This is a genomic window from Stenotrophomonas sp. Iso1 (genome assembly GCF_027497995.1).
GTDB lineage: Bacteria > Pseudomonadota > Gammaproteobacteria > Xanthomonadales > Xanthomonadaceae > Stenotrophomonas.
Genome location: NZ_JAODBT010000004.1, coordinates 17232 through 41792, shown reverse-complemented (window position 1 = coordinate 41792; position 24561 = coordinate 17232). Strand labels below are relative to the sequence as shown.

The 24561-nt window shown below is 60.0% G+C and carries 18 protein-coding genes and 2 pseudogenes; 9 read left to right on the top strand and 11 right to left on the bottom strand.

Annotated features, from left to right (window positions below; all coding sequences use genetic code 11):
- Positions 1 to 113 precede the first annotated feature (113 nt).
- A complete protein-coding gene (locus PAN08_RS15255) occupies positions 114 to 1832 on the bottom strand; it encodes a hypothetical protein (protein ID WP_269792373.1) in 1719 nt (572 codons plus the stop codon).
- 380 nt (positions 1833 to 2212) lie between these two features.
- Here PAN08_RS15255 and PAN08_RS15250 point away from each other — a divergent pair, with 380 nt between their 5' ends.
- Genes PAN08_RS15250 through PAN08_RS15240 form a run of 3 tightly spaced genes read left to right on the top strand, consistent with a single transcriptional unit; the run spans position 2213 to position 6297 of the window.
- On the top strand, positions 2213 to 4480 hold the full coding sequence (locus tag PAN08_RS15250) for a sensor histidine kinase (protein WP_269792372.1): 2268 nt from the start codon (positions 2213 to 2215) through the stop codon (positions 4478 to 4480).
- Between the two features lie 15 nt (positions 4481 to 4495).
- Complete coding sequence (locus tag PAN08_RS15245) at positions 4496 to 5626, top strand: hypothetical protein (protein WP_269792371.1); 1131 nt, start codon at positions 4496 to 4498, stop codon at positions 5624 to 5626.
- Positions 5623 to 6297 (top strand): hypothetical protein, encoded by a 675-nt coding sequence (locus PAN08_RS15240; protein WP_269792370.1) that lies wholly within the window; start codon positions 5623 to 5625, stop codon positions 6295 to 6297. Before PAN08_RS15245 ends, PAN08_RS15240 begins: the two co-directional genes overlap by 4 nt.
- A gap of 2 nt (positions 6298 to 6299) precedes the next feature.
- On the opposite strand, the gene PAN08_RS15235 is transcribed toward PAN08_RS15240, so the two are convergent.
- The 4 genes and pseudogenes from PAN08_RS15235 to PAN08_RS15220 all read right to left on the bottom strand — a co-directional run bounded on the left by PAN08_RS15235 (position 6300) and on the right by PAN08_RS15220 (position 10150).
- On the bottom strand, positions 6300 to 8030 hold the full coding sequence (locus PAN08_RS15235; protein WP_269792369.1) for an N-6 DNA methylase: 1731 nt from the start codon (positions 8028 to 8030) through the stop codon (positions 6300 to 6302).
- A gap of 566 nt (positions 8031 to 8596) precedes the next feature.
- A pseudogene (locus tag PAN08_RS15230) lies at positions 8597 to 8836 on the bottom strand (integrase core domain-containing protein); the annotation flags it as partial.
- A pseudogene (locus PAN08_RS15225) lies at positions 8757 to 9881 on the bottom strand (magnesium chelatase domain-containing protein); the annotation flags it as partial. The pseudogenes PAN08_RS15225 and PAN08_RS15230, both read right to left, overlap by 80 nt.
- Before the next feature lie 8 nt (positions 9882 to 9889).
- Positions 9890 to 10150 (bottom strand): accessory factor UbiK family protein, encoded by a 261-nt coding sequence (locus PAN08_RS15220; RefSeq protein ID WP_269792368.1) that lies wholly within the window; start codon positions 10148 to 10150, stop codon positions 9890 to 9892.
- A gap of 179 nt (positions 10151 to 10329) precedes the next feature.
- Between PAN08_RS15220 and PAN08_RS15215 the strand changes: the two genes are divergently transcribed.
- Positions 10330 to 10668 carry a P-II family nitrogen regulator gene (locus tag PAN08_RS15215; protein ID WP_057635941.1) on the top strand — a complete coding sequence of 113 codons (339 nt, stop codon included), beginning with the start codon at positions 10330 to 10332 and terminating at the stop codon, positions 10666 to 10668.
- A gap of 207 nt (positions 10669 to 10875) precedes the next feature.
- Here the strand turns inward: PAN08_RS15215 and PAN08_RS15210 are convergent, their stop codons facing one another.
- On the bottom strand, positions 10876 to 11538 hold the full coding sequence (locus tag PAN08_RS15210) for an RIO1 family regulatory kinase/ATPase (RefSeq protein WP_269792367.1): 663 nt from the start codon (positions 11536 to 11538) through the stop codon (positions 10876 to 10878).
- A gap of 286 nt (positions 11539 to 11824) precedes the next feature.
- Between PAN08_RS15210 and PAN08_RS15205 the strand changes: the two genes are divergently transcribed.
- Positions 11825 to 12730: an aspartyl/asparaginyl beta-hydroxylase domain-containing protein gene (locus tag PAN08_RS15205; RefSeq protein WP_269792366.1), complete on the top strand. Its 906-nt coding sequence runs from the start codon at positions 11825 to 11827 to the stop codon at positions 12728 to 12730.
- 118 nt (positions 12731 to 12848) lie between these two features.
- Here PAN08_RS15205 and speE read toward each other — a convergent pair whose 3' ends face one another.
- Complete coding sequence (speE, locus tag PAN08_RS15200; protein WP_269792365.1) at positions 12849 to 13706, bottom strand: polyamine aminopropyltransferase; 858 nt, start codon at positions 13704 to 13706, stop codon at positions 12849 to 12851.
- 240 nt (positions 13707 to 13946) lie between these two features.
- On the opposite strand from speE, the gene speA reads away from it, so the two are divergent.
- Positions 13947 to 15836 carry an arginine decarboxylase gene (speA, locus tag PAN08_RS15195; protein WP_269792364.1) on the top strand — a complete coding sequence of 630 codons (1890 nt, stop codon included), beginning with the start codon at positions 13947 to 13949 and terminating at the stop codon, positions 15834 to 15836.
- 162 nt (positions 15837 to 15998) lie between these two features.
- Here speA and PAN08_RS15190 read toward each other — a convergent pair whose 3' ends face one another.
- The 4 genes from PAN08_RS15190 to radC form a co-directional block, all read right to left on the bottom strand.
- Positions 15999 to 16748 carry an SDR family NAD(P)-dependent oxidoreductase gene (locus tag PAN08_RS15190; protein ID WP_269792363.1) on the bottom strand — a complete coding sequence of 250 codons (750 nt, stop codon included), beginning with the start codon at positions 16746 to 16748 and terminating at the stop codon, positions 15999 to 16001.
- 209 nt (positions 16749 to 16957) lie between these two features.
- The gene (locus PAN08_RS15185) at positions 16958 to 17824 is read right to left on the bottom strand and encodes an SPOR domain-containing protein (RefSeq protein ID WP_269792362.1); all 867 of its coding nucleotides are present in this window, start codon (positions 17822 to 17824) and stop codon (positions 16958 to 16960) included.
- Between the two features lie 20 nt (positions 17825 to 17844).
- Entirely contained in the window at positions 17845 to 19533 is a 1689-nt protein-coding gene (argS, locus tag PAN08_RS15180; protein ID WP_269792361.1) for an arginine--tRNA ligase, read from the bottom strand.
- 124 nt (positions 19534 to 19657) lie between these two features.
- On the bottom strand, positions 19658 to 20332 hold the full coding sequence (gene radC, locus PAN08_RS15175) for a DNA repair protein RadC (RefSeq protein ID WP_269792646.1): 675 nt from the start codon (positions 20330 to 20332) through the stop codon (positions 19658 to 19660).
- Positions 20333 to 20427: 95 nt separating this feature from the next.
- On the opposite strand from radC, the gene coaBC reads away from it, so the two are divergent.
- The 3 genes from coaBC to PAN08_RS15160 are packed head-to-tail and all read left to right on the top strand — an operon-like array spanning position 20428 to position 24511.
- Entirely contained in the window at positions 20428 to 21681 is a 1254-nt protein-coding gene (coaBC, locus tag PAN08_RS15170; RefSeq protein WP_269792360.1) for a bifunctional phosphopantothenoylcysteine decarboxylase/phosphopantothenate--cysteine ligase CoaBC, read from the top strand.
- Entirely contained in the window at positions 21678 to 22151 is a 474-nt protein-coding gene (gene dut / locus PAN08_RS15165; protein WP_269792359.1) for a dUTP diphosphatase, read from the top strand. The genes coaBC and dut overlap by 4 nt, the downstream gene beginning before the upstream one ends.
- Positions 22152 to 22165: 14 nt before the next feature.
- Positions 22166 to 24511 (top strand): phosphomannomutase/phosphoglucomutase, encoded by a 2346-nt coding sequence (locus tag PAN08_RS15160; protein WP_269792358.1) that lies wholly within the window; start codon positions 22166 to 22168, stop codon positions 24509 to 24511.
- Positions 24512 to 24561 lie beyond the last annotated feature (50 nt).

Sequence of the window (24561 nt, the reverse complement as noted above, 5' to 3'; positions counted from 1 at the left end):
AAGCGATTTCGCAGGGTGAGGTTTCATTTTCGAGGCCTGGGGCGACGGCTCCACCGGCCTGGATTTTGCAAGGTGGCGACAGAAATAAGCTCTAAAAGGGGACTAATTTTTCTCTATGCCATGATCATGTCAAGCAAGCGATTGACTAGACGGAACTTGAATAGTTCCCGCGTACGTTCGGGAGTGTCGCTGGGGCCTTGGTGATTCATCCGTTCAAAAGCGATTCCCATACTGTCACTCTCGCTATTCGACCAGCGACAACCAGGCGAGCTTGGGAAGCCCCCAAGCCATGTTCGGAGTCGGTACTCAGATAGTGTCGCGCCGTTCTTCATTTCAAAGGCCACGAGACGAAAGGCTTCGCTTCTGAACGTCTCCGCGTCGAGCAAGTAGATACTTCGGATGCCATTGGTCAAGCGTCCGATGATGAACCCTCTTGGGGTATCGGATTTGAAATGATTGATGTTGATCGTGCACTGACCAAAGGGAAAATCATCTTGCCAGCCTTGTCCGCGTAGCTCCGGATGCGCGCAGACCTGTGCGAGCACCTCGGCAAACAAAGGGCCGATCTCGATCTCATGAACGATCTTCTCGGGCGCTATGACTTCATCGTCCGCGGTATTGGTCTGGGATGCGGGCGGGACACCTGCTTGATCTGGAGCTGTTGGATCAACACCGGCCTGATCGACACGGACGTTGCCGTCATCTATCCAGGCTCCCTTGTGCGTTTGAATGTCTTTCGGAGGGATGACCGTCCGGACCTTCAGCGCGCTGTTACCAAACGCTAGGCCACTTACCTGCACGCTGTTAAGTGTCTCGTCAATGCCTCCGCCATACAGCTCAATGCTGTCATCGTTGAAGATGTTCTCCGTGACTTTCTGATAGATCGTTTTAAGCTCTTCAGAAATGGTTTCACCGGTGCGAAGATCGGTCTCAGTGCAGCGCTGCAAAGGTTCATACGGCACGTTGTCGTCTGACGCCAGAAGCTGGTGCACCAGAAATCGAGGATGCGCGCTTCCCAAACTACTAACCTGCTGGCAACGAACCATCCATTTGGCCGGGCCATAAAACGGGGGCATGACTGCTGGAAGTGGAATCGCTAGGGAAGTGGTGCCAAGCTGTCCGCGAATCGCGTGACTGATCTCCTTTGTCCGGGTTCGCGCTACATCGTCAAATAGAAGTCGCGCAAGACATTTTGCGGAAGATGCGGTCAGTCTGTTCTTGTGGACGATCCTTGCTCCGCCGCCGGGGAGCAAGCAGCTTGCCTGAAAGATCCAAGGTAGATGCCTGTGAGACAGTACATGCGGGTTTGTGATTGCGCCCGCCATTACAGCAGGAATCACATTACTATCAAAAAAATACCAGGCTCGCAGGATCTCCGCGACTGGTACAACCAACTCGTCGCCTTCTGTGGTTCGAACCAAGAAGCAGTAGGCAGAGCCAGCTAATCCATGTTCGGAGCTTAGGTAGTCAGGAACAAGGTCAGATAGGCGATACGGGATCCAGCGGAGTTTTTTACCACTTTGAACGGTTACCTCGAAAGGGGCCACCTCGTGACTTTGATGCCCGGAGTAGATGCCGTCCGTCCACAACGTCCCAACAGCAAGATGAGGAAATACGCCAAGCGGAAGCGTCAGGTTATGAACATTCTTAGGGTCGGCAGTATTGGCGAACTGCACTTCGATCTGAAAGTTGAGAGGGAATTCGAGCCTTCCCGAACTGATGGCGCCGTGCCAGCTGAGCCGATACTCACCAGGCCCGATCGCGGCCAACTCCATAAGCTTTGGTGCCTTTATCGATGAAGTTGCCGATGTACGCGCAAGAGCTTTAGCCAAAGCATCTTCCTTGGATTCGCTATTAAATCAGGGTGAGTGAGCCGTACATAGGTATCGGCGTGTCTAGAAGAAACTTTATGTGCGAATGCATGGTTCGGGTTTGCTACACGGCCGCTAGGGACTATCGGACAAATTTGAGAAGCACTAGCGGGTGCAACCAATCACATGGTCGATCAAATTTGTCCAAATTCAATGGCCTGCGGTGACCTCCAGCGTCAGGCGGCATGGATAGACGTACGCAGTCGTGGTAATTTCCCTTGAGCGTGTGGAAGAGTGCCTACTAGGCGTAGTCAGGAGTAAGGATTGTTTGGCTTGCCCAACCGGCACGCTGACAATTCCAAATCTTGGCTTCGGAAAAAGCAACTATCAGGACAAGAGTAATGGATGCCACTGAAGCAGCAGCAGAGATTGCGAGGCAGATTTCCGTCGAGCTTCGGAAGGACGAGCCGGACAGATTGCTTATCGCACAACTCAGCCATGAACTCTTGGATCAGGATGATTCAAGGGTACGCTTCACCGTAGATGCCACACACATTCAGCGTCTTGGGCGTGAGCTCGTGGCCAAACAAGAGACGGCGTTGGCTGAATTGGTCAAGAACTCTTATGACGCAGATGCATCTGTTGTCCTAATCGACATCGATCCCCCAAGAGGCTCATCCGAAGGGTCTATCACCATAGCCGACGACGGGGCGGGGATGGGCATGGAAGAAATCCGAAACGGTTGGATGAGGCTATCTACGGATTCCAAAGTAGATGAGGCGCGATCCACCTGGTTTCGCCGACTACGCGCTGGGCGAAAGGGCATCGGTCGATTTGCTGTTGAGCGTCTTGGGCGACGATTGGAGCTAAATACCAGGCGCAGCGGATCACCCGTTGGCTACTCAATTGTATTTGACTGGGATGAGACCTTCACCCGAGGGCTGGAGCTTTCTTTCGTTACACATGAGGTAAGTGAGTTCTCAAAAAAACCAGAAGACCACGGAACCACGCTGAAAATCGTAGGTTTGAGAGATCGTTGGAATGCTGACTCAATAAGGATGGCTTGGAAGATGCTGTTCCAACTGCAGTCTCCAGTTCTTGGTGACGACGGTAGGAGAGAATCAGGTCAGCAGGTTGATCCAGGGTTCCAAGCCTTTATTGATTCCCAGGACGCCCGTGGTGCAAAAATCAATCTTTCTTTGGAGGCGGAGTTCTCCAAACTAGCTATCGCGCATATCCAAGGCGATTTGGCGTCAGATGGTACGGTCACCTATACGCTTGACTCTTCAAAGCTCAACCATCATGAAACTGAAAGCTATGTAATTCCAGAGCTGGCGGGTCTTGGTCCGGTCAGGGTGGAAGCTCACTATCTGATCTTCGACAGCAAATCGATGCCTGGCGCGAACGTTAGACAAGCGACCAATCTCGCAAGAGAACTTGGTGGGATAAAGTTGTATAGAAATGGATTCCGCGTATCGCCGTATGGCGAGCAAGGTAACGATTGGCTCAATCTGGCTAGTGAGACCGCGCGCCGCGCGATTCTGGTCCCAGCAAACAATCCAAACTTCGTGGGACAGGTCCATGTTTCTGCTGAGAAGAATCCGGGTTTGGATGAAACCGCAAGTCGTGAAGGCCTCTTGGAAGGACCCCACTACCAAATGCTGGTCAAGTTTGTTCACGACTGCCTATGGTGGGCTGCAAAGCGAGTAGGATCCGTTCGGGAAAGGAAAGTATTTGCAGGGCAAAAAAATCATTCTGCCAAACCGTCCTCTTCGTTGCATACCCGGGTGTCGCAAATTGTCGAGCGTATTAGAGAGGCCAAGAGTGTCGCCGACTCCGATGCTGCAATCGAAGAGATCCTCTCAGTTGCCAGTGACTTTGAGGCTAAGTTTCAAGAGGAGCGCGAGGAGTCGCTGAAGTACGAGGCGATGCTACGCGTTCTTGCCTCGCTAGGGCTTTCAATTGCCGTCTTTTCCCATGAGGTATCCGCCTCGACTGCTAGCTTGGAGGCTGCAGTCGATAACTTGCTTGCCATCATTGATGAGGTCGGCGGCACCTTCCCAGCGAAAGCCCGATTAGAAGCAAGCCACGTAGCAGCAGGGAGTGGTCGGATCTCCGAACTTGGTGGATATTTAGGAAGTCTGACTAAGCAAAGTGAGTCACGGAAGCTGCGTACGTTAGTGGTCAGCACGGTTTGCGAGACCTTTGAACATCAGTTCAAGAGTTACGCCGCTGCGCGAGGAATCGAAATTGTGGTTTGTATTGCGGATGAGTTCCTTCGAACCTGCCCAATGCATCGCAGTGAATTTGATTCGATTCTTTTTAACTTCTTCTCCAATTCGATTAAGGCGATAAAACGTGCGCGGCCTGCGCAGCCGCAGATAAGTTTGAGTGCAACAGGAGAAAGGAAATTCATCGTTCTGCGCTTTCAAGATAATGGGGATGGTGTAAAAGAGGCTTATCGAGATCGAATCTTTGACGCCTTCTTCACCACCTCTGGCGGGCAGGAAGACGACGAAGAATCTGGAACGGGATTGGGACTGCGAATTGTCAGTGACATCGCCAGCTCATATGGCGGCAGTGTGCAGCTTGCCAAACCTGATGAGGGATTCTCGACGGCATTTGAGTTCCGCCTCCCTAGGTTTGACCCCGCTAAACATACGCTTTGAATGGGAGACGAGAAAGTGAAAGGAATCTATGTTGATGATCAGCCCGCGGACGTGCAGGCTTTGGTCAAAAAGCTCTCCGTTGAGGGCTTGGATATAGTAGTGGTGCCACCAGAGGAGAACATGCTTTCACTGGCAGATAAAATTATTGATGCCAGGCCGAGCTTTGTCATTCTTGATTACCGACTGGATGAGTACGCAATCGATGCGGAATCTCCCGCTGTTGGATATAGGGCGGCGCCATTGGCGCAGCAGCTGAGAGATAGATTGGATCGCCCAAATGTTATTGATTTTCCGATTGTGCTGATTTCCTCCGAGGAGAAGATCAGAAAACTTTTCAGGCCGGAGAAGACCGCGCATGATCTGTTTGATTGGAAGTTGATCAAGCCGAAGGTTGCTAAGCAAGACGATTCATCTAGAGTCCTAGCGGGGCTTGCTAAAGGCTATCAGTCACTGCAGGCAGCCGACGGAAAGTATGGCGGCGTATCGCTCTTTGGTTTGGATGCGGGGTTTGAATACCTGATTGATTGGCAGGAGCTTAAGGTCGCTTTGGAAGAAGCCGAATACCCTCACATCGTTGCTCGCTATCTCATCAATTTCGTGGTGAGGCGCCAAGGCTTGCTTATTGATCGGGATAACTTGTATGCAGTGTTGGGTCTCGCTACGCCCGATGAGCAAGCGCAGGCAGCGATCTACGCTTGGTTAGCCGCTAGTAAGTACAGTGGCGTTTTTTCGGAGTGCCGCAACTTGTGGTGGTCAGAGTTGGTCGACGCGCTATTTCGCGAGCAGTTTTCGCTTGCGCCGAACAAACTTACTGCTTTAGAGCGGTGTGAGGAGCTGAAAAAGTATCTTGGAGTAGATATTTCACCTGCTAAGGACCCCTGGACGAGCGGGAGTTCCTACAAGCCTTCATTTGCATGCGCTTGCTGCAAACAGCCAACCTCTTTGGGCCACTCGCTAGCTTGTTTCGATAGTCGCCTTCCTAGCTTCGTGAGGCGTCTGCGGATCTGCTACAGGTGCGTACAGAAAGACAGGATTCAAGAGGACAGAAGTTCGCATGATGATGACTATCCTCTTCAGGTCGATGGAGGCGACGAAGTGATTGCTAGGCGTTTGCGCTCTGGTGAGCTGCGACCGGAGGTCGCATGATTCCAACTGCTAAGCAGATGGCTGAGGCCATTCGAATCAATACAGAGAAGCTCGTGAGAGCGGAAATCCTCGAGGTTGAGTCTATGTCTGCGGCTCAGGCCCTGGCATCAGATCTGCTGAGGCAGGAGAAGCTTGGGGATGGCTGGGCAATAACTGTTGACAGGGAATATCCCTTCGCCTTTAGAACCTTAATCACAGATGGCGGGATCATTTTCCGCCCGGTTGTGTCTGTTGACAGGATCGTTATTGATTCGAAGCTAGATGAAGGATTTCAGCATCTCGATATAGCCCTTCAGTTAGCTTGCGTGGAAAATAAGTATCATGCGAGATGGCACTTTGACAAAGCAAACTTGAAGGGCAAGGGGCAATACCAAGACGGACCGCTTTACCATCTTCAATTTGGTGGGCATGTACCCAATCAGGCGAATGACTTCTGGCTCAAGGAGCCGCGATGGGCACATGCCCCCATGGACCTGATCCTTTTGCTGGAAGCCGTAGCTGCCAATTTCTACACCGACGAATGGACGGAGAAAATTCGGCGGGATCCCACTTGGTGTGAGTACGTTTCTCAGTCTGAAAGGATGTGTTTGTCCGTATACCTCGAAAAGATTCAGAAATTTCTTAACATTAGATCGGATACAGTTCTTAGCGGTCTTTGGGCGAATGCATAAAGCTACGTAATTAGCTGGTAATTTCTGTTGCCGATTGGCATCCGGGCCCTGCGGGCCGCCATCAGTTCTTCTCTGATTGCGGTGCGTTGGGCCTGTCCATAAGCTAATTTTGCATAGATGCCCACGTAGTTATCCGCGATATCCATCGCCTCTTGATTCTTGCCAGAGCGTAGCGCCATGTCGAGCAAGGTAAAAGTATCTCTGGTGTGGCTGGCATCTGGGCTATTGGGCCAGGGGATACGGATTTGCTCAACGTCTCTTGGTTCATGTTTGAGCACACCAGAGCCATATGATCTGCCGCAGATCTCAGCGTAAAGTTGTGCGTAAGAGGTTTGTAGGCAGATAGCTATCTGCTTTCTCTGAATAGCAGCTAGTCCCTGCTTGAAGAAGACTCGGTGAATGGTATTCGTGCAGTGCAGTTTCTGAGGGTTCAAGACGAGCTTGGGGCCGAGATCGCGCATGACTGGCCAGAAGGCGTCTGGCACTTCAGCTTGTATGGGGTCGTGCCACACTCGCCTCTTTTTGAAAGTGCTTACCTTGGCAATTTTTTCGCTGGGATAAGACTGTAAGTACCGTTCGATAGCGGTGTTCGGCCGGCCGGTTCCGTCCCACGAGAGTAAGAGGCACGGGCGACCTGCGCTGAGCGCAGTATGGATTTCCGGCTTTCCGAAACTGAGGCCTGGGGCCATTGCCCCTTTGGCAAAGACGGGTGTCAGTAAGTCGAGCGGGACGCCTGCATCATGTGCGCGTTGCTTTGAAAAGAGAAAGAATGCATTGTCGCCGGTGACCAAGCCTATTCTCGCAGTTAGCAAGTCACCGAGAGGGCAGGTTGGGAGCTTGTTCATCGCTTGTAGAAGTTTGCCGGCCCGAGGCTGGCAGCTCTGTTGAATATCGGTCTCGGCGCTCCAATTTGCCAAGGCCGCTGCAAGATCCTCTACGGTTTCTACGGCTCGCTCTGTGATTCCGAACTCGGCGCCTCTGTCATAAGGGATCGCGCTATAGCCCTCTGCTACCAGAACCACTGTCTCTTCATCGGCGCCGGCGGAACCAAATAAGCGTTCATGTACATGGAAAAGGGCGGATTTTGAAAAATGAGATGCGTAGATGTGCTTCACATACTTGGAATAGTCCGCTCTCATGAGGCTTCCTGGCAACACCCATGCCACGCGCCCTTCCTCTTCCAAGTAGGAGAGGGCGTGAAGAACGAAATACGCCCATAGGCTGGCCCGAGCGGAGAGTCCGGGCCAGCCGGATGTGGCCAGCGCTGCCTGATACGTTGCTCGCTTTTCACCCAGTGCCTGATAGGAAACATACGGTGGGTTGCCTAGTGCGACAGAGAATCGAGCCCCCTCCCAACTTGAGCCTGGTTGGGTGCGCAGGAAGTCGATATGAGGGAAGTGCTCCTCGGAAGGGGTTGCGTTAAAAACCTCTCTTAGGTGATCGAAGGCAGCTTTGTCGATATCGCAGCCATGAATATATTCGTGGGCATTTCGTTGGCCTAGGCTTTCCAAGCGAACTTTGGCCGCCATGAGGAACCCGCATCCGCCGAAGCCAGGTTCCAAGACCCGATCAGATGGGTCCTGAATGGCCCAGCTGGTGACAACTGCGCTTAGGTGATCGGGTGTGTAATACGCGCCCAAAGCTCGCTTAAGAGCGCGGGCATCGGTGACCTGTGTAGTCGGGCTAAACCCCTCAGATTGGGCGGTGTCGCTGTTGTTGACTTCCAAAGTCATCAAATAACTCCTTCTTCTAACATGTCTGCCAGAGCTCTAAGCAGTCGGGCAGTTGCATTCCGCTTCCCTTTAGATGCCTCATTCACAGCAGCCACCAATCCCGGGGGTATTGAAGGGGAGTTCGCACTTTGCTCTTTAACGAATTCTTGAATTTTAATGAATGATTTGGTCCATCTGGGGGGCTCAGTATTTAGGGCCCGCCATGCCGATGCTTCGCTGGTATTTGAATGATGCGCAAGGTCCGCAATCGTAAGGTTGTTTTCAGCTACGCAGCGGCGGATGTCACGCAGTGCATGCATGGCCTGGTCGTCCCCTCTTGCTGGTGGTCTGCCGCGCGCCATCGGGGCCACATTTATGAATTAATGAATGAATTATTCATCAATTTTTCGGCGCATACAACGTGCTCGTTCACAAGCCTCGGGGATTGGAGATAGATCGCTTGTTGGCCGGTTTGGAGCTCGGGGATGCCTTAACTTATCACTGCCGTTTGGCTGCCCATTACGCTGTGGTTGTGGAGTCCCCAAGGATTTCCTAGGCTGAATCGCCCAGGCTTTTGTAGACACTCTTCAGCCGTTTAGTGCGTACTGCCGTTCAAACTCTATCGGGGACAGCTCGCTATTGGAACCGTGTCGCCGTGTCGGGTTGTAAAACATCCCGGTGTACTGGAAGACATCGGCGCGTGCCTCGTCGTGATTGCTGTAGATCCGCCGCTTAATCCGTTCGCGTTTCAATAGCTGGAAGAAGCTCTCCATTGCTGCGTTGTTGTGGCAATTTCCTCGCCGGCTCATGCTGCATACGATGTCGTGCTGCGAAAGATCCGCCGGCGGCGCCCCTCAAGGTGCAGTTCAGATCCCTGCCGACAGCGAAGGCCTGCCTATAGTTCGTTGGCCGCTGAACACGCAGTCCAGCTATTCGTCTGTCTATGTCATTGGTTTGTCGTGCCATTTCCAGCGACCCTTCACTGGCGTTCAGTCGCACAGCTTTGATCCGTTCGCGTTTACTTTGAAAATTGTCACCGACCAAGGCCACCGCGCTGGCGGTGTGATGCGGAGACCGGAATGGCCGTTGTCGCCAACGTCCAGGGTCCACGCCGCGGCCGCTGACCGAGGCGATGGCGGCTGCTTCCAGGGCTTCGGTTTCGCTGGCCTCAGGCAGGATGCCTGGCAGGCGCGAGGCCAACAGCGTCTTGCCGCAGCCGGGGGAGCCGAGCAGCAACAGGTGATGGCCCCCCGCGGCTGCGATTTCCAGCGCACGGCGGGCCTGCAGCTGGCCGCGCACATCCGAAAGGTCAGGTTGGGCAAGCGCTTGCATGGGGGGCAGCTGCGCCGCCGGCAAGACCTTGTCGCCGGCCAGTGCCGCGCAGACTTCCAGCAGCGTGCGCGCCGCTTTGACGCTGGCGTGCTGCGCCAGCGCGGCTTCGCCGGCATTGGCGGCAGGGACGATCAGGGTCCGTTGTTCGGCGGCGGCTGCGATGGCGGCAGGTAGGGCACCATCGACTGCGCGCAGTTCGCCGGTGAGTGCCAATTCGCCGATGAATTCATGGCCGGCCAGGGTGGCGCGGTCAATCTGGCCGCTGGCCGCGAGGATGCCTAGGGCGATGGGTAGATCAAATCGCCCGCCTTCTTTGGGCAGGTCGGCCGGCGCGAGATTGATGGTGATGCGGCGCGCGGGGAATTCGAACTGAGCGCAAAGCAGGGCGGCACGCACGCGGTCACGCGACTCGCGCACCGCCGCTTCGGGCAGGCCGACGATCTGGGTGGACGGGAGGCCGCCGGACAGGTGAACTTCCACCTGCACCGCCGGTGCGTGCACGCCAGCACGGGCGCGGCTGTGCACCAACGCCAGACTCATGGCCTGGCTCAGGCGTTGGGCGGGGTGGTGGTGCGGTTTTCCAGAGTAGTGACGGCCTGTTCCAGCGCGTCGAGTTTTTCGCGGGTGCGCAACAGCACGGCGCGCTGCACTTCAAACTCCTCGCGGGTGACCAGGTCCAGCTTGGTCAGCCCTGCCTGGAGGGCAGTTTTGAAGGTGGCCTGCAGTTCCTCGCGGGAATCGCGCAGCCCCTGCGGCACCAGGTCGCTGAGGCGACGGGCGAGTTCATCGATGTGTTTGAGGTCGATCATGGCAGTTCTCCGCAGGGGTTGGCCGAGCCTATAAGGCCTGGCTTTTGCGGCGCATCGGTGTCCGTAATGGCGAGCCGTAAGGATAAGCCGTAACGTCAGTGCTGACACGCAACCGTGGATGCTCAGGTCAGCGTGTGTCCACGGTATCCTGCCCGCAGATTCCCAGAGGAAAACGACCGATGAAGATGATCATGGCCATCGTCAAACCGTTCAAATTGGACGACGTGCGTGAAGCGTTGGCCGAGCGCGGCGTGGCCGGCATCACTGTCACCGAGGTCAAGGGTTTTGGCCGCCAGAAGGGCCACACCGAGCTGTATCGCGGCGCTGAGTACGTGGTCGATTTCTTGCCCAAGGTGAAGATCGAAGTGGCTGTCACCGACGCCCAGGCCGACGAAGTGGTGGAAGCCATCGTCAAGGCCGCAGGCACCGGCAAGATCGGAGACGGCAAAGTGTTCGTGTACGACCTGGGCAGCGTGGTGCGCATCCGCACCGGCGAAGTGGACGCCGACGCGCTTTGATTCAACGGTCGTCGCTTGGAATGGGACCCCGGCGAGCGGGGGTCCGGCGGTTGCTTGAACCGCCCTCAGCACTCCCCTTGGCTGCGCCAAAGGGAGCAGCAGAACCGTCATCACGCGCAGATATTCCGGCGCGAAGCCTTTAAATCCTTCCTTTGGGGAAACCCAGAGAAGGGCTGGCAGAGGTAGGTTCTCCGCCTTGAGGGCAGGTCAATCCTGCCGCTTGATCTGCCGATACAGCCGCTTCCAGACGCGGCGCAGACCCTGCACCCAGCCTGGTTCGGCCAGCAGAGCCGCCTGCTCGGCAGACGGACGCTGCCCGGTCAGGCGCTGGCGCATTTTCACCAGGTTCTTCATATCGCTGCGGCGCAGCTGGCGGGTGATGGGGTTGTTGCGCAGCCAGCGCGGCCAGCGCAGCGCCGAGGTGAAATCCAGCAACACAGGCACGCCGGCGCTGACCATCACATTGGTGCCGTGCAGGTCGTTGTGGGTGATGCCGGCCGCATGCAGGCGTGCCAGTGCGCCCTGCAGCTGGTCGAAGACTTCCTGGCTGACGCCCTGGACGCTGGCGGTGAGGGTATCGCCGGGGATGTATTCCATGCCCAGCGCCAGCCCGCCCAGGGTGCCGAGCAGCGCCGGGGCATGCTTCCAGCCCTGCAGCCGGCGCAGGACTTTGGCTTCATGGCGCACCAACAGGCGCGCGATGGGGGACAGCGGGGTCCCCTGATAGCGGCGGTAGTCCTTGACCACCGCGGGACGGCCTTCAAGCTGAATGCGGTAAACATCCGGCTCGAGCAGGCGCTCACCGCGCTTGAGCAATTGATTGGCAGGAACGAGCGGCGTATCGCCGTCGAAAGTGGGCAGTGTGTTCATGAAAATCTTCCTGACGCGGCGGGCGCAGAAAGCGTCTTGAAATGCCGGTCTTGCGGTGCCCGCAGGGGGCGGGAATATGCCGCGAATTATAAAACTGAACGGTATGGCAATTGCTGAATGTAAAAAAAATGTAGGAAACTGGCGGCAGAAAGCATCGTTGCGCTGGCAACACCCTCGTTATGGCGGGTGCTGGCCCCATGTTTGTCCGCACCCCGGCGTCCATGTGTCTGCGCTCGGCCGAGGGTGCTCCCCTGTCTCCTGACTCCGGCCACGGCCGGGAGGTCGAATGATCAAGCTCGTGCTGGCAGCCCTGTTCGTGGCCTGCGTGCTTTACATCCATTTCCGTGGCAAGGTCCGCGCGCGCTGGTCGCGGCAGTTGCTGGACCATTCCAGTTTCATGGCGCCGATCAACGTGGTCATGTACCTGTTCTCAAAGGTGCCGACCACGCCGTTCCTGGACCCGGGCAAAGAGTTTCCGCAGCTGGAGCCATTACGGCAGAACTGGCAGCTGATCCGCGATGAGGCCGTGGCATTGCGCGACGCCGAGAAAATCGCCGCTGCCAGTAGCTTCAACGACGCCGGTTTCAACTCGTTTTTCCGGCGAGGCTGGAAGCGCTTTTACCTGCGCTGGTATGGCCCTTCGCACCCGTCGGCCAAGGCGTTGTGCCCGCAGACCGTGGCATTGATCGAGTCCATTCCCGAGGTGCGTGCTGCGATGTTCGCGCAGTTGCCGTCGGGCAGTGAACTGCGCCCGCATCGCGACCCGTTCGCCGGGTCGCTGCGTCTGCACCTGGGGCTGAGCACGCCTAACGATGACCGCTGTTACATCGAGGTGGATGGCATCCGCAAAAGCTGGCGCGATGGCGAATGGATGATGTTCGACGAGACTTACATCCATCACGCGCACAACGACACTGATCAGGACCGGGTGATCCTGTTCTGCGATATCGCCCGCCCGCTGCGCTTCGGCTTGCCGGCCCTGTTCAACCGCGCGGTGGCAGCCACCCTGCTGGCGGGTGGCGCCTCGCCGAACTTGCCGGGCGACCCCACGGGCGGGGTCAACAAGGCATTTGGCGGCGTGTACAAGATCCGCCTGAAGGCCAAGGCACTGCGCGCGCGCAGCGCGTTTGCGTACCACACGATCAAGTGGGGCCTGGTGGTGGCGGTAATTGCCGGCATCTGGGCGCTGTAAACGCAGCGCGTGCGGGGCTTTTCAAGCGACGCAGGCAATGCATTTACCCACGCCATGCTCCTGGCAGGTACAAAAAACCCCGCGTTTGAGCGGGGTTTTTGTTTGCAGCGAGGCGGATTTACTCGCCCAGCGCCTTGGCCACGAACGGCGGGCTGACCAGCACGCCGGTATGCAGCGGCGCGGTGTAGTACAGCGTGTCGAACGGCTTGGCGGCGGCATCTTCCTGGCGGAAGCCGAAACCGAAACCGGCCTGCTTGCTGGCCACGGTCACCGACCACCAACCGGTCGGGTAGCACGGCTGCGGGAAGGGCAGGGTCTTGAACGACTGGAAGCCAGCCTTGCCCATTTCCGAACGCATGTCCTTGATCAGGTCCAGCAGTGCCAGCGGCGATTCGCTCTGCTGCACCAGCAGGCCATCGTCTTTCAGCGCACGGAAGCAGCTCTCGAAGAACGCCTTGTTGAACAGGCCTTCGGCCGGACCGACCGGATCGGTGGAATCCACGATCACCACGTCCACGCTGCCCGGGGCGCAGTTGGCCATATAGGCCACGCCGTCGTCGAACAGCAGTTCGGCGCGCACGTCACCGTTGGATTCGCACAGCTCCGGGAAATACTTCTCGGCCATGCGCGTGACCTGCTCATCGATATCGCACTGGGTGGCGCTTTCCACGCCCGAGTGCTTGAGCACCTCGCGCAGCGTGCCGCAATCGCCGCCGCCGATGATCACCACGCGCTTGGGCGCCGGGTGGGTGAACAGCACCGGGTGGCTGATCATCTCGTGATAGAAGAAATTGTCCTTGCTGGTCAGCATCATGGCGCCGTCGATGACCATCAACTTGCCCCAGTCGGTGCTGTCGTAGATCTCGATTTTCTGGAACGGCGACTGCACTTCGTCCAGCTTGCCGGTGATGCGGAAACCAATGGACGAGCCGGTCGGTTGGAAGTGCTCGGTGAACCAGTTTTCGTTGGAGGTCATGATGATTCCTGAATGCGATGGACTTTTCCCTTCTCCCATCCGCAGGAGAAGGTGCCCCAGAGGGGCGAATGAGGGGACGGGCAAAGCCTGTCAGAACAAGGTTTCAGCCGTACTTTCACCCCAGCGACCCCTTCCGTGCGGAACGGGGGGAAGGCGCGGTCGCGGATTGTAACGGAGCCTTGCCCCGCAGGCGTTAGAATGCGCGTCCTTATTTATCCACAGCTGAGAGTTGCTACGCCGATGAGCGATTGGTCCCTCGAACAGGCCCGCAAAACCTATTCGATCCCCCACTGGTCTGATGGTTATTTCGACGTCGATGCCGCCGGGCACGTCGTGGTGCGCCCTGCCGGTGCCGAAGGGGTAGTTGTTTCGCTGCCGCAGATTGTGGATTCGGCCCGTGCGGCTGGCGCCAAACTGCCGCTGCTGGTGCGTTTCCCGGACATCCTGGGCCAGCGCCTGGGCAAACTGCAGACCGCGTTCGCGCAGGCACAGGCCGACTGGGACTATCCGGGCGGCTACACCGCCGTTTACCCGATCAAGGTGAACCAGCACCGAGGCGTGGCCGGAACCCTGGCCAGTCATCACGGCGAAGGCTTCGGCCTGGAAGCCGGTTCCAAGCCGGAACTGATGGCGGTGCTGGCGCTGAGCCGGCCGGGCGGCTTGATTGTCTGCAACGGCTACAAGGACCGCGAATACATTCGTCTGGCGCTGATCGGCCGCAAGCTCGGCCTGCAGACCTACATCGTCATCGAGAAGCCCTCCGAGCTGAAGCTGGTGCTGGAAGAGTCCAAGGCGCTGGACGTGAAGCCGGGTATCGGTGTGCGCATGCGCCTGGCATCGTTGGGCGCCGGCAAGTGGCAGAACAGTGGTGGCGACAAGGCCAAGTTCGGCTTGTCCCCGCGTCAGCTGCTGGACCTGTGGAAAGCGCTGCGTGACACCGAATACGCCGACTGCCTGAACCTGCTGCATTTCCACATGGGCAGCCAGATCAGCAACGTGCGCGACATCGCCAATGGCATGCGCGAGGCCACGCGTTATTTCGTGGAGTTGTCGCGCCTGGGCGCGAAGATCAGCCATGTCGACGTGGGCGGTGGCCTGGGCATCGATTACGAAGGCACCCGTTCGCGCAGCTACTGCTCGATCAACTACGGGCTCAATTCCTATGCCAGCAACATCGTGCAGCCACTGGCCGAAGCGTGCGAAGAGCATGCACTGACGCCGCCGCGCATCATTACCGAATGTGGCCGCGCGATGACCGCGCACCACGCGGTGCTGATCGCCAATGTGTCTGAAGTGGAGCAGGCCGCCGAAGGCCGTGTGCCCGAAGCGCATGACGACGAGCCGGCAGCGGTCCGTCATCTGCGTGAAATCCATGACGAACTGGACCAGCGCCCGGCGGTGGAGTTGTTCCAGGAAGCACAGCATTTCCATGCCGAAGGTTTGGCGGCCTACGCGCTGGGCCAGATCGATCTGCCGCAGCGTGCGCGTATTGATGACCTGTTCTATGCCATCGCAAACGCCGTGCGTGCGCGCCTGAGCTACGACGAAAAGAGCCATCGCCCGGCGCTGGACGAATTGAACGAGCGCTTGGTCGACAAGTACTTCGTCAACTTCAGTGTGTTTGAGTCCATTCCCGATGCGTGGGCGATTGATCAGGTGTTTCCGATCGTGCCGATCGAGCGCTTGAACGAACGCCCGGAGCGTCGCGGCATCATCGCCGACATGACCTGCGATTCGGATGGCATGGTCAAGACGTACGTCGAGAACGAAAGTCTGGACAGCTCGCTGCCGTTGCACGCCGTGCGTCACGGTGAGAGCTATCGCATCGGCTTCTTCCTGGTCGGTGCGTACCAGGAAATTCTCGGCGACATCCACAACCTGTTCGGCGATACCGACGCCGTGGAAGTGGTGGTCGACGCCGATGGCTATGTGATCACGCAGCAGCGTCGTGGCGACACCACCGACGTGATGCTCGATTACGTGGGCTACAGTCTGGCGGACCTGCGTAGCTCTTACCGCGAACGCGTTGCTGCGGCCGATCTGCCGGCCGAGCGTGCCGCAGAGTTGGACGCTGCACTGGAAGCAGGCCTGACCGGCTACACGTATTTGTCGGATGAGCCGCTGGCCTGACAGAGCAAGCAAAACTCAAAAGCCCCTCTCCCGTAAACGGAAGAGGGGTTGGGGTGAGGGAACTTCTGCACTGCGCATTGGCTTTAATCGGAAATAAAAACGCCGCATCGGGTAACCGACGCGGCGTTTTTCTTTGTAACTCAGAAAACGCAGTTCGCGATCTCAGCTCCGCGCCACCTGGAACCCCGCAAACGACTGGCTGGTCGGCATCAGTTCCAAACGGTTGACGTTCAAATGCGGCGGCAAGGTCGCCACCCAGAAAATCTGCTCGGCAATGTCTTCGGCCGTCATCGGATTGGCACCGCCGTAGAGCTGGTCAGATGCAACCTGGTTGCCATGCGTGCGCACCAGCGTGAACTCGGTTTCGGCCATGCCTGGCTCGATCGCGGTCACGCGCACACCGGTGCCATGCAGGTCCGAACGCAGGCCGAGTGAGAACTGGCTGACGAACGCTTTGGTGCCGCCGTAGGCATTGCCGCCGGGGTACGGATAGAGCGCGGCGGTGGAACTGATGTTGATGATGGCGCCACGACGTGCGACCAGCTGTGGCAGCAGGTGATGGGTGAGCGTCACCAACGCGGTGATGTTGGTGTCGATCATGGTGCGCCAGTCTTCCAGGCTGGCGTTCTGCGCGGCGGCAGTGCCCTGCGCGAGACCGGCGTTGTTGACCAGCAGGTCGATGTCACGGAAGGCCGGCGGCAATGCGGCAAGTGCCGATGCCATTGCAGCGGCGTCGCGGATGTCGAAGACCGCTGCATGCACCTTGTCCGCACCAAATTCTTGAATCAGCGGTTGCAGGCGCTCGGCGCGACGACCGGTGGCGATCACTTTCCAGCCAGCGGCGGCGAAACGACGGGCAGCGGCAGCGCCGAAGCCGGAGGTGGCGCCGGTGATCAGTGCGGTCTTGGACATGGACGGATTCCGTGGGGAAGGAGGGCCTGCGATTTTCGCACTGTGCGGCCGGTGAGGCACCTTCGTGCGGTGGAGAGGGCCATCGGAAGTCCGGGGGATTGGGCGTCCCTGGTTTCAAGTCTGGGGTAACGCGCTTCGATCCACCGTCAAACAACCAAAAAGAAAGCCCGGCATTGCCGGGCCTTTCTCAATCAAAACCGGCAAAGCAGTTACTGCGCCTTGATCGCCATCGCCTGCAAACCGCTGCCGTCCAACTTGGACTTGGCCTCGGCCAGTTCGATGGCGGTGCCATACGGGCCCATGCGCACGCGGTACACGGTGTTGCCGTTGATCTGCGCCGATTCCACACGGGCGGCCAAGCCCATCATGGCCAGCTTCGCTTTGGTGGCTTCGGCATCACCAGAAGCACCAAAAGCACCTGCCTGCAGGATGTAGCGCACGTTCTCGGCCGGTGCCGCCGCAGGCGTTGCTGCTGCCGGTTTGGGCGCTGGCTGGGCGCTGGCGACCTGTGTCGGAGCCGGCGTGGTTGCGGCGGGGCGCGACTGCGCGGTTTCAGTCACCGGCGCCGGTCGGCGTGCGGTTTCACTGACCGGTGCCGGCAGCGCTGCGACGGCTGCCGGAAGCGGGCGGCCTTCCAGCGCTGCCTGCGCGCGCTGGGCATCCGTTGGCGGCGTGGCTGCCGCAGCGGCACGGGCGGCTGCCGTGCGACGTTGTTCCTCGGCGCGCGCGCTGGCAGCCAGCTCGGCATCGGACATCTGCACTTCCGTGCCCGGGAGCAGGGTGTAGAAGTCGTACTGCGTGGCCGGCTTGTCCTCTGGCTTGACGCTGCCCGGTGTAGCCGGTTTGGGCGCTTCCACGCCGGCATCGATGTCGGCATCGGCTACCGGTGCCGGTTGGGCATCCGGATTGGGTTGCGGGCCAACTCGCAGGAAGCCATCCCCGTCCTTCTTGAACAGGTTGGGTGCCGCCAGGAACACCACGGCTGCGATCGCCGCACCGGCCACCAGCCACACCCAGGCGGGTGTGCCGTTGCCGCTGTTGCGTCGCGCCTGCGTTTTGCCGCGTCGTGCTGCCATGTTTACTGCGTCTCCTTGACTTACATCTTTTCCGGGGCGTTCACGCCCAGGATGCCCAAACCATTGGCCAGCGTCTGCCGCGCGGCGCAGGCCAGGGTGAGCCTGGCATTGCGCGCGCTGGCATCGTCCACCAGCACTTGCGTGCCGTGATACCACGTGTGGAAAGCGTGCGCCAATTCACGCAGATACTGCGCGACCTGGTGTGGTTCCAGCGCGATACCAGCCGCTTCCACCACTTCCGGGTAACGCGAGATTTCGTTCATCAGTTCCAGCGACGCTTCGTCGTTGAGCTGCGACAGCGACGCCAGTCCATCGGCCTGCTTGTAGTCCAGGCCTTTCTCCTGCGCCTGGCGCAGCAGCGAGCAGACACGGGCATGCGCGTACTGCACGTAGAACACCGGGTTGTCGTTGCTCTGCTGGCGGGCCAGGTCGATGTCGAAGGTCAGCTGCGAATCGGGCTTGCGCGCGATCAGGAACCAACGCACCGCATCGCTGCCCACTTCTTCGATCAGGTCGCGAAGCGTCAGGTAGCTGCCGGCACGCTTTGACAGCTTCACTTCCTCGCCCCCGCGCATCACTGTCACCATCTGGTGCAGCACATATTCCGGCCAGCCCTTGGGGATGCCCAGGTCCAGCGCCTGCAGGCCGGCGCGCACGCGCGCCAGCGAGCCGTGATGGTCGGCGCCGAGTTCGGTGATGGCGCGCTCGTAACCGCGCTGCCACTTGCTCAGGTGGTAGGCCACGTCCGGCAGGAAGTAGGTGAAGGTGCCGTCGGACTTGCGCATCACGCGGTCCTTGTCGTCACCAAAATCGGTGGAGCGCAGCCACAGCGCGCCGCCTTCCTCGTAGGTGTGGCCCGAGGTGATCAGCTGCTGCACGGTTTCGGCAACCTTGCCGTCCTTGTACAGGGAGCTTTCCAGGAAATAGATGTCGAAATCCACGCCGAACGCGGCCAGGTCCTGGTTCTGCTCGTTGCGCAGGTACGCCACGGCAAAGCGGCGGATGGAATCGATGTCCTCGGCGTCTTTGGTGCCGATCACCTGGCTGCCTTCCAGCTCGACGGTCTGGCCGGTGAGGTAGGCCTTGGCCACATCGGCGATGTATTCGCCGTTGTAGGCCTCGGTCGGCCACTGTTCGTCGCCCGGCTTGAAGCCGCGCGCACGCGCCTGCACCGACTTGGCCAGGTTTTCGATCTGCACGCCGGCGTCGTTGTAATAGAACTCGCGCTTGGCGTTCCAGCCGTTGACTTCCAGCACGCGGGCGATGCAGTCGCCGATGGCGCCAGCGCGGCCGTGGCCGACATGCAGCGGGCCGGTCGGGTTGGCCGAGACGTATTCCACACCTACGCTGCGGCCATTACCGCTCAGGTTGCGGCCGTAGTCCTCGCCTTCCTTGAGCACGCTGACCACTTCACGCTGGTAGGCGGCTGGGGCGAGTTTGAAATTGATGAAGCCCGGGCCGGCGATTTCGACATGCGTGATGTCGGCACTGGCCGGCAATGCTTCAAGCAGCGCCTGGGCCAGCGCACGCGGATTGCTGCGCGCAGCCTTGGCCAGCAGCATCGCGACGTTGGATGCGAAGTCGCCGTGTTCGCGGGTCTTGGGTCGTTCGACCACGAAATCCGGCGGCAGGGTGTCGGCAGGCAAAGTGCCGTTGGCGCGCAAGGCTTCGATGCCTTGGCCGATGAGGGCGCGGAGTTGGGCTTTCACGTGACTATTCTGCTTGAAGCGCGGAACTGACCATTTTACCTGACCAGTGGCTTGCCCGCCCCGGCTCTGCGTGGGCGCGAGTCAGGAATGTCAAAACGGGGGTTTGCCGGGGCGCGGTTGCCGTTCAGACCCAGCCGCGTGCCGCCAGCGACACCGGCGGGCCGTCGCCGACGACGAAATGGTCCAGCAGGCGTACGTCCACCAGTTCCAGTGCCTGCCGCAGGCGGGCGGTGATGGCGCGGTCGGCCGCGGAGGGTTCAGGGTTCCCGGACGGGTGGTTGTGGCCAACGATCACCGCGGCGGCATTGTGGGCGAGTGCGTGACGCACCACTTCGCGCGGGTGTACCTGGACGCTGTCGAGCGTGCCGCTGAACAGTTCCTCGAACGCCAGCGCCCGGTGCCGGGTGTCCAGGAACAAAGCCGCGAAAACCTCCTGAGGCCGGTGACGCAGGCGCTGGGCGAAGTAGCGGCCGGCCGAATCCGGATCGGTGAGGCTGGCGCCGCGTTCCAGTGCAGCAGCCAGGTGACGCTGGCCCAGTTCCAGCGCCGCTCGCAAGGCGCAGGCACGGGCTGGACCCAGGCCGGGCAGTTGCGCCAGCACCGTTGCCTCGCAGTCGAGCAGGGCGCGCAGCGGCCCGTACTGCTGCAGCAATTGGCGGGCAGTTTGCACGGCATCACAGCCGCGTAGCCCGGAGCCAAGGAAAATGGCCAGCAACTCCGCATCGGAAAGTGCGCCAGCGCCTTGTGCCAGTAGCTTTTCACGCGGGCGTTCAGCGCGTGGCCAGTCTCGTATATGCATTGCCAAAGGTTGGACGCTCATGACCAAAAGCGGCATCGGCCCTGACAAACCCTTCGGTTAAGCTAATCGTTCTTTTGCAGCTAGGAACTCCACTCGTGACCAGCGATTCCCCGACAACTCAGGCGCCCCATCGGCCGCTGGAGGGACAAAAGCTGCTGTTGTGCGTGGGCGGCGGCATCGCCGCTTACAAATCGCTGGAGCTGGTACGCCGGTTGCGGGACGCGGGCGCCCTCGTGCAGGTGGCGATGACCGCCGGCGCCCAGCAGTTCGTCACCCCGCTCAGTTTTCAGGCCCTGTCCGGCAACCCGACCCGCACCACGTTGTGGGACAGCAGTGCCGAACAGGCGATGGGCCATATCGAGCTGGCGCGCTGGGCCGACCGCATCGTGGTCGCCCCGGCCACCGCCGATCTGCTGGCGCGACTGGCCCACGGCAACGCGGATGATCTGGTGACCACATTGTGTCTGGCCACCACCGCACCGCTCACCGTGTGCCCGGCAATGAACCATCGCATGTGGCTGCACCCGGCCACCCAGGCCAACATCACCTTGCTGCGCGAGCGCGGCACGCAGGTGATCGGGCCGGAAGACGGCCCACTGGCCGAGGGTGAATCCGGCCCGGGTCGGCTGAGTGAGGTGTCCACCATCGTGGCCGCGCTGGCCGCCAATCTCGGGCCCAAGGCACCGGCCAAGCCCGGCCGGCTGAACGGCATGCGGGTGCTGATCAGCGCCGGTCCTACCTATGAAGACCTGGACCCGGTGCGCTATGTGGGCAACCGCTCCAGCGGCAAGATGGGCTACGCCATGGCCGCCGCTGCTGCCCGTCAGGGCGCGCAGGTGGTGCTGGTCAGCGGACCCGTGCAGCTGCCAACGCCAGCCGGTGTGCAGCGCATCGATGTGCGCTCGGCCGCGCAGATGCGAGAGGCGGTGCTGTCTTCGCTGCCAGCAGACATCTACATCGGTGCCGCTGCCGTGGCCGATTACACCCCGCGCCAAGTCTCCCCGCAGAAACTCAAGAAGACCGCCGGCACCCAGACCCTGACCTTGGAGCTGGTGCGTACCGCCGACATCCTGGCCGAAGTGGCCGTGCAGGAGCAGGCATTGAAGCTGGTGGTCGGGTTTGCCGCTGAAACCCACGAGGTGGAGAAGTACGCGCGCGGCAAGCTCGCCGACAAGCATCTGGACCTGATCGTCGCCAACCAGGTTGGTATTGCCGGCAACGGCTTTGAAAGTGACCAGAACGCGGCCATCGCCTACTGGGACGGCGGCCATCGCGAGTTCCCGGGCACTGCCAAGACGCAGCTGGCCGAACAGCTATTGGATTTGATCGCCGAGAGGTTGGACGCATGAGGCAGGACACCGCATTGCAGCCGTTGCAGGTAAAGCTGTTGGATCCCCGTTTTGGCGACACCTGGCCGCTGCCGGCCTACGCCACCGAAGCCAGTGCCGGCATGGATTTGCGTGCCGCCATCGAGGCGCCGTTGACCTTGGCGCCGGGTGATGCGGCGCTGCTGCCCAGCGGCATTGCCATTCATGTGGCCGACCCGGGCCTGTGCGCGGTGGTATTGCCGCGTTCGGGGCTGGGGCATCGCCACGGCATCGTGTTGGGTAATGGCACTGGCCTGATCGACGCGGATTATCAGGGCCCCTTGCTGATCAGCGTATGGAACCGTGGCCGTGACGCTTTCACCATCGAGCCGGGTGACCGCATCGCGCAATTGGTGGTGATGCCGATTGCACGCGTGAGCCTGCAGGTAGTGGATACTTTCGTGGACAGCGTCCGTGGAACGGGTGGATTCGGCCACACCGGGGTGCGCTGACAGGGGAAATCGCAATGAGCCATGGGAATGAGAGCGGGCGCCCGAGCGTCTCGCTGGGTCGTTCAACACCGTTGTTGGCGGTACTGCTGTTGTTGTTGGCGGCGTGGTTTGGCTGGAGCACGGTCAACCAGTGGCTGCAATCCGGCGCTGCCGTCGCACTGGAGCAGGCCCGCGACCAGGCGGTCGCCGACGTGCAGGGCGCGGTCAACGCGCAGGCCGCACAGTTCAGCAAGCAGCTGGCACTGGAGCCGGTAAAGGCGGCTTTGGCCAACGGCGACGCCGCTGCCACCGCCTTGGCGGTACGCGAGAAGTGGACCGGCGTGGAAGACGCGCAGGTGCTGGATGCCACGCTGGCCCCGGCCTACGCCGACCCGGCAGGCTTCGGTTATTCGCGCTTGGCCCTACTGGAGTTGGCCTTGGCCGAGAACAAGCCGGTCGCGCGCGTGGTGCGTGACAACGGCGGTCCGCGCCTGGGGTTGGCCGCACCGGTGCAGCTGCAGGGCAAGGTGGCGGTGATCTACATCCGCCAACCGCTGACCCGGTTGACCACCGTGTTCGATTCGATTGATTCCCCGTCACGCGCCTTCCTTGGCCTGCGTCAGGGCGCCTTCACCATCGTGCAGAAGGGAAACAGCGAACTCGGCAGTAGCGCCGATGCGCTGGCCAGGCCGGTCGGTGAAACCGGCCTGCGCGTGGTGGCCGAGCTTCCGAACGTGGCCGAAAGTCCATTGGGTTTGGGGTTGATCTCCGGCGCGCTGGTGACCGTGTTGCTGGCCGCCACCGCGCTGTTGCTGCTGTTCGGCCGCAAGCGACTGAGCACGCTGGCGGTGCTGCGCAAGAAGGATGACGGTGTGCAGGACAGTGGCCTGACCCTGCAGGAATCCTTGCAGCACGAGCCGCTGCCGGTCGTGACGTCGGCGCGCGCTGCTGACGACGAAGCACCGCGCCCGGAGCCGGGTGCTGAGGCCGTGGTGCCGGGCATTTTCCGCGCCTACGACATCCGTGGTGTGGTCGGTAGCGAATTGACTGCCAATGTCGCCACGCTGATCGGCCATGCCATCGGCAGCGAGATGCAGGCGCAGGGGCTGCGTGACGTGGTGGTGGGCCGTGATGGCCGGCTGTCCGGGCCGGAACTGGTCGAAGGCTTGATCGAAGGCCTGCGCCGTGCCGGTTGCGACGTCATCGACATCGGCATGGCGCCGACGCCGGTGGTGTATTTCGCCAGTTATCACCTGCGCGCGGGTAGCTGCGTGGCGGTGACTGGCAGCCACAACCCGCCGGACTACAACGGTTTCAAGATCGTCATTGGCGGCGAAACACTCTCTGGCGATGCCATCACTGATCTGTACCGGCGCATTCACGAGGGCCGCCTGCAGCACACGGACAGCCCCGGTAGCCTGCAGCAGCGCGAGGTCATTGCCGACTACGTACAGCGCATCGCCGATGACGTGCAACTGGACCGCCCGCTCAAGGTGGTGGCCGATGCGGGCAATGGCGTGGGCGGTGCGGTGGCGCAGCAGCTGCTGGAAGCCATCGGTGCAGAGGTCATTCCGTTGTACTGCGATGTGGATGGCACCTTCCCCAACCATCACCCGGACCCCAGCGATCCACACAATCTGCAGGATCTGGTGCAGACGGTGAAGCGCTTCGACGCGGACATCGGTTTGGCTTTCGATGGCGACGCCGACCGTCTTGGCGTGGTCACCAAGGAAGGCAAGATCATCTATGCCGATCGCCTGCTGATGTTGTTTGCCGCCGACGTGCTCACCCGCAACCCGGGCGCAATGGTGATCTACGACGTCAAGTGCACCGGCAAGCTGTCTGACTACATCCTGCGCAACGGCGGCAGCCCGATGATGTGGAAGACCGGGCATTCGCTGATGAAGGCGAAGATGCGCGAGACCGATGCCGAACTGGCCGGCGAAATGAGCGGCCACTTCTTCTTCAAGGAGCGTTGGTACGGTTTTGACGACGGCCTGTATGCAGCCGCACGCCTGCTGGAAATCCTGGCGCAGCGCGATGAAACACCGTCGGAAATTCTGGATGAGTTGCCCGATGCGATCTCCACCCCGGAGCTGAAGGTAGCGGTGACCGAAGGCACGCAGCATGCACAGGTGGCGTTGATTGTTGCCGCCGCCCAAGCGGAGGAATCACCGTTTGCCAGCGCCCGCATTTCCACCATTGATGGGCTGCGTGCCGACTTCAACGATGGCTGGGGCCTGGTGCGTGCTTCCAACACCACGCCGGTGTTGGTGCTGCGCTTCGAGGCCAATGATGAAGCCGCATTGGAACGCATCAAGACTGTGTTCCGCGAACAGCTGCGTCAGGTGTTGCCGGCGGAGACCGAGCTGACGTTCTGATGCGTTGATGCGGTTTGGAGTACAGAAGGCCGTCCATCGTTTGCATGGGC